The organism is Sphaerotilus sp. FB-3, from assembly GCF_023706025.1.
Classification (GTDB): Bacteria; Pseudomonadota; Gammaproteobacteria; order Burkholderiales; family Burkholderiaceae_C; genus Sphaerotilus; species Sphaerotilus sulfidivorans.
Window position 1 is genome coordinate 104,345 of record NZ_BQWE01000016.1, and the last position, 14,537, is coordinate 118,881.

The window sequence follows — 14,537 nt, forward strand, 5'->3', positions numbered from 1 at the left end:
GCCGCGCCAGCGCGGCCAGGATCTGCCGTGTCGGCCGCAGCGCCCGGCCGACCGGCCAGCTCAGCGCCAGTCCGGCCGCGCCCAGGCCAGACCGACCTGATCCCAGTGCACGCCGACCTCGATGGTGCCGGCCTTGATGCCTGCCGGCAGCAGCAGCGGCAGCCGCACCCGGTCCGGCCGATCGGCGCTCTCCAGCGCCGCCAGCTGCCGCCCCAGCCAGCGCGCCGGGGCCGCGACCGGCGTGTCCGGCCCGCAGTGCGCGCCGATCTCCCGCTCGTCGATCGCCCGCAGCCGCACGCACAGCGGCAGCCGCCGCTCCAGGTCGGCCAGCACTTCCAGCCGCACCGGCACCTGCTCCAGATCGCGCTCGAAGGCGCTGAGCTGCCGGGCCAGATCCTGATGCAGCAGCTGCGCGACCAGCCGCGCGGTGGCCGGCAGCGCCGCGCGCTCGGCCCGGCCCAGCGCCTGCCCCGACCACAGCCCCAGCCCGAGCAGCAGCAGCGCCACCAGCAGCGCGCCGCGGCGCAGCAGCGTGCGCTGCAGGTCGAGCGCGGGTTGCAGCGCGTCGGGCGCGATCGCGGGGGAGGGAGCGGCGTTCTCTGGCATGGCGGCAGGCAGGTTCGCGATCTTGCCCGAGGCGACCGGGCCCGCGCGGCTCGCCGGTGCCGGCGGGCAGGTTGCCCGGGCGGTGCTGTCACCGGGAATTCACGGCGCTGTCACCCGTTCTCGCCAGCATGGCCGCTTCACTGAGGAGCTGAACATGTCTTTTCCCCGCCTGCGCCAGACGGCGATCGCCCTGGCCGCGTCGATGATGATGGTCGGACTGAGTGCCTGTGGCGGCGGCAGTGACGATCCGGCGCCGACGGCGCCCGTCGTCGCGGCCTCGGTGCCGGACGCGAGCATGCACTTCAATCGGGTCGCCACCTTCGCGGTCTGCGCGCAGGTCGGCGCGTCCTGCGAGTCGGCGACCCCCGTCAACGCCGAGATCGTCGCCGCCAGCAGCGACGGCATGACGCTGATCTACACCAGCGGCCTGAGCCGGCAGATCGGCTTCGTCGACATCACCGACCCGGCGGCGCCGGTCGGGCTGGGCGCGCTGACGCTCGATGGCGAGCCGACCTCGGTGGCGGTGGTCGGCGCGCATGCGCTGGTGGCGGTGAACACCTCGGCGTCGTTCACCGCACCGACCGGCAAGCTGGTGGTGGTGCACATCGCCACCCGCACCCCGGTGGCCGAGCTGGACCTGGGCGGCCAGCCGGATTCGGTGGCGGTCAGCAAGGATGGCCGCTACGCCGCGATCGCGATCGAGAACGAGCGCGACGAGAGCGTCAACGGCGGCGCGATCCCGCAGCTGCCGGCCGGCCGACTGGCCATCATCGACCTGGTCGGCGCCCCGGCGGCCTGGACCCGGCGCGATGTGGCGCTGACCGGCCTGGCCGCGCTGTACGGCACCGACCCGGAACCCGAGTACGTCTCGATCAACGAGGACAACATCGCGGTCGTCACGCTGCAGGAGAACAACCACCTCGCGCTGGTCGATCTGGCCACCGGCAAGGTCAGCGGGCATTTCTCCGCCGGCAGCGTGACGCTGACCGATGTCGACCTGACCGACGAGCGGCCGAACCTCGTCCAGTTCAACCAGACCCAGTCCGACCGCCTGCGCGAGCCCGATGGCGTGACCTGGGTGTCGAAGACCCGCTTCGCCACCGCCAACGAAGGCGACCTCAACGGCGGCAGCCGCGGCTTCACCGTGTTCAACACCGACGGCAGCGTGGCCTTCGATGTCGGCATGGACCTAGAATACCGCCTCGCCCGCATCGGCCACACCAACGACCGCCGCAACGACGCCAAGGGCAACGAGCCCGAGAACGTCGCCTTCGGCCGCTTCGGCTCGACGGACTACCTGTTCGTCGCGTCCGAGCGCTCCAGCGTGGTGGCCGTCTACGACATGAGCCAGCCGACCGCGCCGGTCTACAAGCAGGCGCTGCCCGGCGCGCTCAGCCCGGAAGGCCTGGTGACGATCCCGTCGCGCGGCCTGATGGTGTCGGCCAGCGAGGTGGACGACCGCGGCTTGCCGGCCCGCGCGGCGCTCAACATCTATGCCTATCAGAAGGCGGCACCGGCCTATCCGACGATCCAGTCCGCCGACCGCGCGGACGGCAAGCCGATTCCGTGGTCCGCGCTGTCCGGCATGGTGGCGGCGCCCAGCGGCAGCACGGTGTACGCGGTCGACGACAGCTTCTTCCGCGCCAACCGCATCTTCACGGTCGATGTCGGCGTCACGCCCGCCGTCATCCGCAGCGAACTGCGCATCACCGATGCCAGCGATGTGCTGAAGACCTTCGGCGCCACGCTGCCGGCCGCCCGGGACAACCAGGCTTTCGACCAGACCGACGTCGCGGCGATGATCAACGCCGACAAGACCGTGAACCTGGATCCGGAGGGCATCTCGCTGGCGAGTGCCGGCGGTTTCTGGATCGCCTCGGAAGGCGCGGGCTCGAAGACCGCCTACGAGACCGGCCGCAACATCACCTCGGCCAACCTGCTGCTGCGGGTGTCGGCTGCCGGCGTGATCCAGGAGGTGGTGGCCCTGCCGGACGCGGTCAATGCGCTGCAGGCCCGCTACGGCTTCGAGGGCGTGGCCGAGTCGAACGGCAAGCTGGTCGTGCCGATCCAGCGCGCCTGGCTGGGCGAGACGATGCCGCGCATCGCGGTGTATGACCTGGCCGCCAAGACCTGGCAGTTCCATTTCTACCCGCTGGACACGGCGACCTCGCCCAACGGCGGTTGGGTGGGACTGTCGGAAATCACTGCGCTGGGCAACAACCGCTTCCTGGTGGTCGAGCGCGACAACCAGAACGGCCCGGATGCGCGCATCAAGCGTCTCTACCGCATCGACCTGACCGGCGCGACCGATGGCGGCACGCTGAGCAAGACCCTGGTGCGCGACCTGATGCCCGACCTGCGGGCCACCCGGGGGCCGGTGCTGGAGAAGATCGAGGGCCTGGCGGTGCTGGCCAGCGGCGAGGTGCTGTTCGTCACCGACAACGATGGCGTCAACGACAGCAGCGGCGAGACGCAGCTGGTGCGGCTGGGCAAGATCCTGAACTGAGCGGCGGCGGGGGCGGGCCGCCGCCATGCCTCACATGCTGTCGAGAAGATGCGGGGCTCTGACCCATGATGGCGCGATGCCGGTCGTCTTCCGCCATCGCAACTTCCGCCTCTCATGACTGCTTCGCCCAGGTCGGTGCGTTTCGACGACAACAGCCTGTGGGTCGATCTGACCGATGGCCGGGTGATCGCGGTGCCGCTGGCGTGGTTTCCACGGCTGCTGAGCGCCTCGCCGCAGCAGCGTGAGCAGGTGGAACTCAGCCGCTACGGGCTGCACTGGGATGCGCTGGACGAGGACATCTCGGTGGCCGGCTTGCTGGCGGGGCAGGGCGACATGACCCGGCAGCATCCGAGGGCGGCGTGAGCTTCTTGGCGGCCGCATGTGCCGGCGCGTCGGGGCAAGGCTGCTGCGACAATGCGTCGCTGACTCAACCTCCTGCCCGTCCATGCTCACGTTTGAAAACCTGCCTGCCCTGCTGACCGCCTTGGGATTCACCGCACAGAACCAGAATTTCACCAAGGTCATCGGTGGCGTTCCTCTGGAGGTGAGGCTGGATACGCAGCAGATCATTTACCCTGAGGCGCAGGGATTGGTCATCAACGAACGTCAGACTTGCAATTTCTCTGCCGCTGAGAACATCGTGGTGCTGGAGTGCGTACATCGGTTGCTGGAGAAAGGCTATCAACCCCAGCATATCGAGCTAGAACCCAAGTGGCAACTTGGTCGAGGTGCCAGTGGTGGGCGTGCTGATATTCTGGTCAAGGATAACTTCGGCAAGCCCCTGCTCATCATCGAATGCAAGACCGCTGGCAGCGAGTTCAAACGTGCGTGGACCAAGACCTTGCAGGATGGCGATCAGCTTTTCAGCTACACCCAGCAAATCAGCGGCACACAATTCTTGTGTCTGTATACGGTGGATTTGACGGGCGGTGAAGTCCAGTACACCAGCCATCTCATTGCGCACCGTGACAATGAGCGATATCTGGCCGACAATCCACTGTTCAAGAGCTTCCGTGATGCTGCTGATGTTCGGGAGCGATTTGCTGTCTGGCGTGATACCTATAAGCTGGATTACACGACCAAGGGCTTGTTCGAGGACAATATTCAGCCCTACCATATTGGCAAGGAAAAATATTCATTGAATGACTTGCAGGCCATCTCCCCGGATGACCAGAAGGGAAAGTACCACGAATTTGCGACCATCCTGCGCCAGCATAATGTCTCTGGTCGGGAAAATGCTTTTGATAAGCTGGTGAATCTTTTCCTGTGCAAGCTCGTGGATGAGACCGAGAATGCGGGTGATCTGAAGTTCTACTGGAAGGGCGTGGCGTATGACACCCACTTTGAACTGCTGGATCGTTTGCAGCAGCTTTACCAAGCGGGCATGGCGCGCTTCTTGGGTGAAAGCATCACCTACATCAACCAGGAGGCCGTGAATAACGCGCTGCGCTTCATCAAGCAGAATCCCGATGCGACCCAGCGTGCGGTGTGGAATCTGTTCGTGCAGCAGAAGTTTTTTACCAACAACGATTTCTCGTTCATTGATGTTCACAACGAGAAGTTGTTTTATCAGAATGCCGAGGTGCTGCTGCGTATCCTGCAGATGTGGCAAGACATTCGCTTGAGCAACCCTGGTAGTCACAACCAGTTCCTGGGGGATATGTTCGAGGGGTTTCTTGATCAAGGCGTCAAGCAGAGCGAGGGGCAGTATTTCACGCCGATCCCCATCTGCCGGTTCATCTTGATGAGCCTGCCGCTGGAGGGTTTGATCAAGCCGGGTGGTCAGCCTCCGAAGGCGATTGATTATGCCTGCGGGGCAGGACATTTCCTCAACGAGCTGGCCTTGCAGTTCAAGCCGCTGCTGGCAAGGCAGGGCGTGACTGATCCGAAGCCATATCATCAAGCGATTTACGGTATTGAAAAGGAATATCGTCTTTCCAAGGTAGCCAAGGTGTCGGCGTTCATGTACGGGCAGCAGGACATCAATATCTGTTATGGCGATGCGCTGGTGAAGCACCACGCCGCTTATCCCGGAATCGAGGACGGCACGTTTGATCTGCTGGTGGCCAATCCGCCCTTCAGCGTAAAGGGTTTTCTGGAGACGCTGCCCGAAGCCGAGCGCGATGGTTACACGCTGAGCGCCACGGTAGACAAGCTGGACACGGCCAACAGCATCGAGACGTTCTTTCTGGAGCGGGCCAAGCAATTGCTCAAGCCGGGCGGGGTGGCTGGCATTATTCTGCCGTCATCGGTGCTGTCGAACGCCAATGGCACGTATGTGCGGGCGCGAGAAATCCTGCTGCAATACTTTGACATCGTGGCGATTGCCGAGCTGGGCAGTGGCACCTTTGGCAAGACCGGCACCAACACAGTCACGCTATTCCTGCGTCGCAAGCCCATTGCGCCGGACACGGCTGCGCACTACCGCGACCGCGTGGACCAATGGTTTGTAGCCGATGAGAATCAGCCCGTTTATGCTGATGCCCATTTGATCGATGCTTACGCCGCCCACATCGGTGTGCCGGCGGCTGACTACCGCACGCTGCTGCAGGGAGTGGCGGGCGGCGCCTGGGCGAAGCATGACCATTTCGAGGTCTATCTGAAGAAGTTCAACGACAGCACCGAGGTGGAGAAGCTGTCGAAGCAAAAGGCTTTCAAGGCACTGAGCGAGGCTGCTCGTGAAGCCGAGTTGAACAAGCGGTATCTGGCTTTGGTTCAGGGTATCGAGCGCGACAAGATTTACCACTTCGTGATGGCCCGTGACCAGAAACATCCGGTTTTGGTGATTCGGGCGCCGACGGACAGCAAGGCGCAGAAGGCTTTTCTGGGCTATGAGTGGAGTTCCGCCAAAGGGGATGAGGGCATCAGGCTGGTGAAGGATGCTGCCGGCCGGCACTTGACGCGGTTGTATGACGAGGCGGATCGGTTCAATCCGGCTAAGTTGAATTCTTTGATTGAGCAAGCCTTCTCGGCTGATGGAAGGCCGCCGGAAGCAAATCTTTTGGCATTTGCCAATCAGCGTCGATTGATAGATTTGCTCGATTTTTCAAAAGCCACTTTCGAGAAGCAGATCAATTTATCGTCTACCAAGACAGTGGTACTATCCAGTCAGTGGCCCAAAAAACCCCTGAAAGACTTGGCAATATTAAATCCATCCAAGCGCGAAGTTCGGGATATGAGTGATGAAACGATCGTATCCTTTATTGAGATGGCTGCTGTGAGTGAAGAAGGGGAGATCGTCCGACAGGACGAGCGCCCAATCTCCAGTGTTATTAAGGGCAGCTATACCTACTTCTCGGAAGATGACATCATTTTGGCTAAAATCACGCCTTGCATGGAAAATGGCAAGTGCGCTTTGGCACGAGGATTAGTCAATCAAATAGGTTTTGGCAGTTCTGAATTCCATGTTGTGAGAACCCGTGCTTCCGAATTGTTGCCGGATTTTGCCTTTGCATATCTCAATAGAACTATTATTCGTGAAGCTGCTGCAAGTGCCATGACTGGTGCCAGTGGTCATCGGCGTGTCCCTGAATCCTTCTATGCTGACTTGGCCATTCCTGTTCCGCCGCTGGTGGTTCAGCAGCAGATTGTGCAGAGCATATCTGTCGTTGATAAGGGCGTCGAGAGCGCCAAGCAGATCGCAGCGAAGTGCCAATCGGAAATTGAATCCTTGGTCAATGAGATCTTGATTGCCGGGCACTCAAAATTTTCTGTTGAACGGGTTGCGCTCGATGTCCAGTACGGCCTCAATGAATCCATGAACGAATCCGGCCTCGGCTACAAGATCTTCCGGATGAACGAAATCGCGCAACGGCGCATGGTGGATGGCGGCCAGATGAAGTGCGCTGACATCTCGGCTGAAGAATTTGCCAAGTACAAGCTTAACAAGGGCGATATTCTCTTTAATCGCACCAATGGCAGCGCCGACCATGTCGGAAAGGTCGGCTTATTTGACTTGGACGGAGATTACTGCTTCGCGTCGTACTTGGTGCGTGTGACACCTGACAGAACCAAGGTGATTCCTGAGTTCTTGGTGCTAATGATGAGTTCTGAAATATTCCGTCGCACAGCTCTGGGCTTGGCTGTGAAATCTGCCGGTCAAATCAACATCAATGCAACCAAGATGCGCAACATAACTGTTCCCGTGCCCCCGCTGCCCGAGCAACAGCGACTGGTGGACAAAGTGCGCAAGTTGGAACAGCAAATCGCCGAGGCTCAGGCGGTGATTGCCTCGGCTCCTGCCCGAAAGCAAGCCATTTTGCAGAAGTATCTTTGATCTGACAGATGTGTGAAAAGCCCGCCTCTCTTGATTGAGGCGGGCGAATCGTTTACATGCTGCGCCGATACTGCCCCCCCACCTCGAACAGCGCACTGGTGATCTGCCCCAGCGAGCACACCCGCACCGCGTCCATCAGCACCTCGAACACGTTGGCGTTGTCGATCACCGCCTGCTGAAGCCGCTTCAGCATCGCCGGCGCCTGCGCCGCATGGCGCGTGTGGAAATCGTTCAGCCGCGCGAGCTGCGACGCCTTCTCGTCATCGGTGGAGCGCGCCAGCTCGATCGTTTCCGGGATCTCGTCGCCCTTCGGGTTGCGGAAGGTGTTGACGCCGATGATCGGGTACTCGCCGGTGTGCTTGAGCATCTCGTAGTGCATCGACTCTTCCTGGATCTTCGAGCGCTGGTAGCCCGTCTCCATCGCGCCGAGCACGCCGCCGCGGTCGGCGATCTTCTCGAACTCGGCCAGCACCGCTTCCTCCACCAGCTCCGTCAGCTCGTCGATGATGAACGCGCCCTGGTTCGGGTTCTCACATCGAGCCAGGCCCCACTCGCGGTTGATGATCATCTGGATCGCCATCGCCCGGCGCACCGACTCCTCGGTCGGCGTCGTGATCGCCTCGTCGAAGGCGTTGGTGTGCAGCGAGTTGCAGTTGTCGTACACCGCGATCAGCGCCTGCAGCGTCGTGCGGATGTCGTTGAACTGGATCTCCTGTGCGTGCAGGCTGCGGCCCGAGGTCTGGATGTGGTACTTCAGCTTCTGGCTGCGGTCGTTGGCGCCGTACTTGTCGCGCATCGCCACGGCCCAGATGCGGCGGGCGACGCGGCCGAGCACGGTGTATTCCGGGTCCATGCCGTTCGAGAAGAAGAACGACAGGTTGGGCGCGAAGTCGTCGATGTGCATGCCGCGCGCCAGATACGCCTCGACGAACGTGAAGCCGTTCGACAGCGTGAAGGCGAGCTGGCTGATCGGGTTCGCGCCGGCTTCGGCGATGTGGTACCCGCTGATCGACACCGAGTAGAAGTTGCGCACGTCGTGGTGCACGAAGTACTGAGCGATGTCGCCCATCACCTTCAGGCTGAACTCGGTCGAGAAGATGCAGGTGTTCTGGCCCTGGTCTTCCTTCAGGATGTCGGCCTGCACCGTGCCGCGCACATTGGCCAGCACCCACGCCTTGATCTTCGAGGCTTCGTCGTCGGTCGGCTCGCGGCCGTTGTCGGCCTTGAACTTGTCGAGCTGCTGGTCGATCGCGGCGTTCATGAACATCGCCAGGATCGTCGGCGCCGGGCCGTTGATCGTCATGCTCACCGAAGTGGTCGGACTGCAGAGGTCGAAGCCTGAATACAGCACCTTCAGGTCGTCGAGCGTCGCGATGCTCACGCCCGAGTTGCCGACCTTGCCGTAGATGTCCGGACGCGGATCGGGGTCGGCGCCGTAGAGCGTGACCGAGTCGAACGCGGTGGACAGGCGCTTGGCCGGCATGCCCTCGCTGACCAGCTTGAAGCGGCGGTTGGTGCGGAAGGCATCGCCCTCGCCGGCGAACATGCGCGTCGGATCCTCGCCCTCGCGCTTGAACGCGAAGACGCCGGCGGTGAAGGGGAACGATCCGGGCACGTTCTCCAGCATCAGCCACTTCAGCAGCTCGCCGTGGCATTCAAAGCCGGGCAGGGCGACCTTGCGGATCTTGTTGCCGCTCAGCGTGGTGTGGATCAGATGGGTGCGGATCTCCTTGTCGCGGATCTTCACGATGTATTCGTCGCCGGCGTAGGCGCGCTGCATCTCGGGCCACATCGCCAGCAGCTTCTTCGCGCCGGGGTCGAGCCGGGCCTCGCGCTCCGCGGCCAGCTCGGTCAGCGCCTCGACGCCGCTGCTCTTGTCCGGATTGGCCTGACGGAACATCAAGGCGCTGGCGCGCAGCTGCTGGATCTCGCGCGCCAGCGTGGCCTGCTGGCGCACACGGGCCTTGTAGCCGCGCACCGTGTCGGCGATCTCGGCCAGATAGCGGGTGCGCGCCGGCGGCACGATCGGCGTCTGGTGCGTGCTGTGGCGGGTGTTCACCGGCGGCAGGCGGCCTTCCGACAGCGGCAGGCCCAGCGCGCCCAGGCGGACCTTCAGCGCCTGATAGAGCGCGGTCACGCCGTCGTCGTTGAAGCGGCTGGCCATGGTGCCGAACACCGGCATCTGGTCCGGCATCACGGTGAAGGCCTCGCGGTTGCGCTGCACCTGCTTGGCGACATCGCGCAGCGCGTCGAGCGCGCCCTTGCGGTCGAACTTGTTGATCGCGACGAACTCGGCGAAGTCGAGCATGTCGATCTTCTCGAGCTGGCTGGCCGCGCCGAACTCGGGCGTCATCACGTACATCGGCACGTCGACGAAGGGCACGATCGCCGCGTCGCCCTGGCCGATGCCGGAGGTCTCGACGATGACCAGATCGAAGCCGGCTGCCTTGGCGGCGGCGATCACGTCGGGCAGCGCCGCCGAGATCTCGCTGCCGGTGTCGCGGGTGGCGAGGCTGCGCATGTAGACCCGCGCGCCCCGGGACCACGGACCGGTGGCGTTCATGCGGATGCGGTCGCCCAGCAGCGCACCGCCGCTCTTGCGCCGCGACGGATCGATCGAGATGACGGCGATGCGCAGCGTGTCGTCCTGGTCCAGGCGCAGGCGGCGGATCAGCTCGTCGGTCAGGCTGGACTTGCCGGCGCCACCGGTGCCGGTGATGCCGAGCACCGGTGTCCGGCTCGCCTTGGCCGCTTCATGCACCGCGGCGACCACGCCGGCGTCCGCCCGGCCGTTCTCCAGCGCGGTGATGAGCTGGGCGAGGGCGCGCCACGCGGCCTCGGTGTGGCCTTGCAGCGCGCTCAGGTCGGTCGGCGCGTGCCCGGACAGGTCCTGGTCGCAGCGCATCATCATCTCGCCGATCATGCCGGCCAGACCCATGCGCTGGCCGTCCTCGGGGCTGAAGATGCGCACGCCGTGGCTGTGCAGGTCGCGGATCTCGGCCGGCACGATCACGCCGCCGCCGCCGCCGAAGACCTGGATGTGCGCACCGCCGCGCGCGCGCAGCAGCTCGACCATGTACTTGAAGTACTCGACATGGCCGCCCTGGTAGGAGCTGACCGCGATGCCCTGCACGTCTTCCTGCAATGCGGCGGTGACCACTTCATCGACCGAGCGGTTGTGGCCCAGGTGGATCACCTCCGCACCCATGCCCTGCAGGATGCGTCGCATGATGTTGATCGAGGCGTCATGCCCGTCGAACAGGCTGGCCGCGGTCACGAAGCGGACCTTGTGCGTCGGGCGGTAGCTGGCCAGGGCCTTGTGGTCGGCGGCGAGATCGGTCATCTGAGGGCTCCGAGGAACATCCGGACTGCGATTTTCGGTTGACGTTTACGTAAACGTCATTTGGGGGGAACCCTTGTTGCACCGATCCCGAACGACCTGGCACCGGCTTCTGCACCGATCTGCAGCGAAGCGCACGGCCGCGGGGCGCCAGCGCGATGCATCGACTTGAATCGCGGCGCTTCATCTGCGTGCGCCCGGTTCGGCGCATGCCTGTCGATGGTGCGCCGCACCCGTCGCTGGCATGTCGTGGCCGGTCCGTCGTGATCATTCCGGCACGAAAGACCGCCTGTGGATCGCCCGTGCCCGGGTTTTCAGGGGTTGGCACGCTCCCTGCAATACATGCAGCGAGGCCTCGGCGACGGGGCTTCACTAGGTGGGACATTTTTGGACAACGGCGTCCGATCGTCCCGATGACCGGCGCAAGCCGGGTGTCGGACAACGATCGTGACGCCGCTTTTTTTTGCCGTCCCCGATTCTTCCCCTTGAGAGAGATTCCCATGACGACGCCCTCGATTCCTGTCAACCCGTCCCGACGCGACTTCATCCAGCGTGCCGCCGCCGTGACGGCTGCAGGCAGCGCGGTCGCCCTGCCCGGTGGTGCCTGGGCCGCCGGCTCCGATGCGCCCGAGAAGAAGGAAGTGCGCATCGGCTTCATCCCGCTGACCGACTGCGCCTCGGTGGTGATGGCGTCGGTCATGAAGTTCGACGAGAAGTACGGCATCAAGATCATTCCGTCCAAGGAATCGTCCTGGGCCGCGGTGCGCGACAAGCTGGTCAACGGCGAGCTGGATGCGGCGCATGTGCTCTACGGTCTGGTCTACGGCGTGCACCTGGGCGTGAGCGGCCCGAAGAAGGACATGGCGGTGCTGATGACCCTGAACCACAACGGCCAGGCCATCACGCTGTCGAAGAAGCTGGCCGACAAGGGCGCGGTCGACGGCGCCGGTCTGGCCAAGGTGATGAAGGCCGAGCCGCGCGAATACACCTTCGCCCAGACCTTCCCGACCGGCACCCACGCGATGTGGCTGTACTACTGGCTGGCCTCCAACGGCATCAACCCGATGACCGACGGCAAGGTCATCACCGTGCCGCCGCCGCAGATGGTGGCCAACATGCGGGTGGGCAACATGGACGGCTTCTGCGTCGGCGAGCCGTGGAACCACCGCGCCATCATCGACGGCATCGGCGTGACCGCCGCCACCACCCAGGACATCTGGAAGGATCATCCCGAGAAGGTGCTGGGCACGACGGCCGAGTTCGTCCAGAAGAACCCGAACACCGCACGCGCCATGATCATGGCCATCCTGGAGGCCGGCCGCTGGATCGACACCGGCCTGCAGAACAAGATGAAGATGGCCGAGGTCATCGCCGAGAAGTCCTACGTCAACACCTCGGTCGACGCGATCAACCAGCGCATCCTGGGCCGCTACCAGAACGGCATGGGCAAGACCTGGGACGATCCGAACCACATGAAGTTCTTCAACGACGGTGCGGTCAACTATCCCTACCTGTCGGACGGCATGTGGTTCCTGACCCAGCACCGCCGCTGGGGCCTGCTGAAGTCCGATCCCGACTACCTGGCGGTGGCCAAGGCCATCAACAGGACCGATCTGTACAAGCAGGCCGCCTCGCAGCTGAAGATCAACGTCCCGAAGAGCGACATGCGTTCGAGCAAGATGATCGACGGCGTCGTCTGGGATGGCACGAATCCGGCGAAGTACGCCGCCGGCTTCAAGATCCGGGCCGCCTGAGCGCGACCCGAGACGACAAGAGACGACCTGTCCCCCGTCCCAGGAGGTTCCCGACATGAATGCCGCCACCCTGTCCGTTGTCGCACCCGCCGCGTCGACCGCTCCGGCGACCTCGGCCGCCGCGCCGGCCGCCCCGGTGCTCGACGCCGAGACCCAGGCCCGCATGAAGGCCCAGGCCGAGGCCATGGCCCGTGCCCAGCGCCTGCGCACGCTCACCCGCATGGCCGCACCGGTGCTCGGCTTCGCCTTCTTCCTGCTGGTGTGGCAGGCGGTGGCGCACAGCGGCGACAAGCAGCTGCCCGGCCCGGCGGTGGTCTGGGACGCGGCGGTCAAGCTGTTCTCCGACCCGTTCTATGTCAACGGCCCGAACGACCAGGGCATCGGCTGGAACGTGCTGTCGTCGCTGCAGCGCGTGGCGGTGGGCTTCGGCCTGGCGGCGGTGGTGGGCATTCCGCTGGGCTTCCTGATCGGTCGCTTCGCGTTCTTCAACCAGATGCTCGACCCGATCATCAGCCTGCTGCGGCCGGTGTCGCCGCTGGCCTGGCTGCCGATCGGCCTGATGGTGTTCAAGGCCGCCAACCCGGCCGCGATCTGGACGATCTTCATCTGCTCGATCTGGCCGATGGTCATCAACACCGCGGTGGGGGTGCGGCAGGTGCCGCAGGACTACCTCAACGTCGCGCGTGTGCTGAACCTGTCGGAGCTGACGATCATCCGCAAGATCCTGTTCCCGGCGGTGCTGCCCTACATGCTGACCGGCGTGCGGCTGGCGGTCGGCACCGCCTGGCTGGTGATCGTCGCGGCCGAGATGCTGACCGGCGGCCAGGGCATCGGCTTCTGGCTGTGGGACGAGTGGAACAACCTGAATGTCGCGCACATCCTGATCGCGATCTTCGTGATCGGTGGTGTCGGCCTGCTGCTCGAGACGCTGCTGGTGGCCGTTGCCCGCCGCTTCGACTACTCCTGATCCACCGACTTCCGACTCTCCGGGGACCCTCATCATGAGCCAAGCCAATCTGGACACCCGCAACCAGCGTTTCCTGCGCATCGAGAACGTCGGCATGTCCTTCCCGACGAAGAAGGGCACCTTCATCGCGCTGCGCGACATCAACCTGGAGGTGGCCCGCGGCGAGTTCATCGCGCTGATCGGCCACTCCGGCTGCGGCAAGTCGACGCTGCTGAACCTGGTCGCCGGCCTGACCACGCCGACCTCGGGCGTGCTGCTGCTCGACGACCGCGAGCTGAAGGGTCCGGGCCCTGAGCGTGCGGTGGTGTTCCAGAACCACTCGCTGCTGCCGTGGCTGACCTGCATGGAGAACGTCTACCTGGCGGTCGAGCGGGTCTTCGGCGCCACCGAGAACAAGGCCAGGCTGCGCGAGCGCTCGCTGGCGGCGCTGGATCTGGTCAACCTGAGCCATGCCAGGGACAAGCGTCCCGGCGAGATCTCCGGCGGCATGAAGCAGCGCGTGGGCATCGCCCGGGCGCTGGCGATGGAGCCGAAGATGCTGCTGATGGACGAGCCCTTCGGCGCGCTGGACGCGCTGACCCGCGCCAAGCTGCAGGACGAGATGATGAAGATCGTCGCCACCACCGGCTCGACCGTCATGATGGTCACCCACGATGTCGACGAGGCGGTGCTGCTGTCGGACCGCATCGTGATGCTGACCAACGGCCCGGCGGCGACCATCGGCGAGATCCACCAGGTGCCGCTGCCGCCGATCCGCGAGCAGTTCCGCCCGCGCCTGGAGATGGCGCACGATGCCGGCTATCTGGCCTCGCGCGAGGCGGTGCTGGAGTTCCTGTACCACAAGCAGGCGCATGTCGAGAAGGACGCGGCCTGAGTCCGATGCGGGCCTGAAGCGTTGTTTCCGCAACACGGCCGGGATCCCGGCTTGTCACGCGGGTGACGCATTCGTCTTGTGAGAACCTGACCCGACGGTACCCCGTCGGGTTTTTTCTTGTGCCAATCTGAAACAGCATGTCAGGGCTTCGGCGGCGTGATCTGGCCGTTCTGGGCGCACAATCGGCTCATGCCGTGTGCGGAATGACGATGAC

At 64.1% G+C, this 14,537-nt stretch carries 8 protein-coding genes; 6 read left to right on the forward strand and 2 right to left on the reverse strand.

Annotation, left to right across the window (positions count from 1 at the left end):
* Positions 1-60 precede the first annotated feature (60 nt).
* Positions 61-606 (reverse strand): hypothetical protein, encoded by a 546-nt coding sequence (locus NFT33_RS08735; RefSeq protein WP_251674656.1) that lies wholly within the window; start codon positions 604-606, stop codon positions 61-63.
* Positions 607-760: 154 nt separating this feature from the next.
* Here NFT33_RS08735 and NFT33_RS08740 point away from each other — a divergent pair, with 154 nt between their 5' ends.
* From NFT33_RS08740 to NFT33_RS08750, 3 genes are all read left to right on the forward strand, one after another.
* Complete coding sequence (locus NFT33_RS08740; RefSeq protein ID WP_251674658.1) at positions 761-3,112, forward strand: esterase-like activity of phytase family protein; 2,352 nt, start codon at positions 761-763, stop codon at positions 3,110-3,112.
* Between the two features lie 114 nt (positions 3,113-3,226).
* A complete protein-coding gene (locus tag NFT33_RS08745) occupies positions 3,227-3,475 on the forward strand; it encodes a DUF2442 domain-containing protein (RefSeq protein ID WP_251674659.1) in 249 nt (82 codons plus the stop codon).
* An 82-nt stretch (positions 3,476-3,557) separates the two neighbouring features.
* Positions 3,558-7,388: an N-6 DNA methylase gene (locus NFT33_RS08750; RefSeq protein WP_251674661.1), complete on the forward strand. Its 3,831-nt coding sequence runs from the start codon at positions 3,558-3,560 to the stop codon at positions 7,386-7,388.
* Positions 7,389-7,440: 52 nt separating this feature from the next.
* On the opposite strand, the gene icmF is transcribed toward NFT33_RS08750, so the two are convergent.
* Positions 7,441-10,731: a fused isobutyryl-CoA mutase/GTPase IcmF gene (gene icmF / locus NFT33_RS08755; protein WP_251674663.1), complete on the reverse strand. Its 3,291-nt coding sequence runs from the start codon at positions 10,729-10,731 to the stop codon at positions 7,441-7,443.
* A 497-nt stretch (positions 10,732-11,228) separates the two neighbouring features.
* Between icmF and NFT33_RS08760 the strand changes: the two genes are divergently transcribed.
* The 3 genes from NFT33_RS08760 to NFT33_RS08770 are packed head-to-tail and all read left to right on the forward strand — an operon-like array spanning position 11,229 to position 14,323.
* Positions 11,229-12,482, forward strand: coding sequence for a CmpA/NrtA family ABC transporter substrate-binding protein (locus NFT33_RS08760; protein WP_251674665.1), 1,254 nt, complete (start codon positions 11,229-11,231; stop codon positions 12,480-12,482).
* 55 nt (positions 12,483-12,537) lie between these two features.
* Complete coding sequence (ntrB, locus tag NFT33_RS08765; protein WP_251674667.1) at positions 12,538-13,449, forward strand: nitrate ABC transporter permease; 912 nt, start codon at positions 12,538-12,540, stop codon at positions 13,447-13,449.
* Positions 13,450-13,483: 34 nt separating this feature from the next.
* Positions 13,484-14,323: an ABC transporter ATP-binding protein gene (locus NFT33_RS08770; protein WP_220786753.1), complete on the forward strand. Its 840-nt coding sequence runs from the start codon at positions 13,484-13,486 to the stop codon at positions 14,321-14,323.
* Positions 14,324-14,537: the final 214 nt, after the last annotated feature.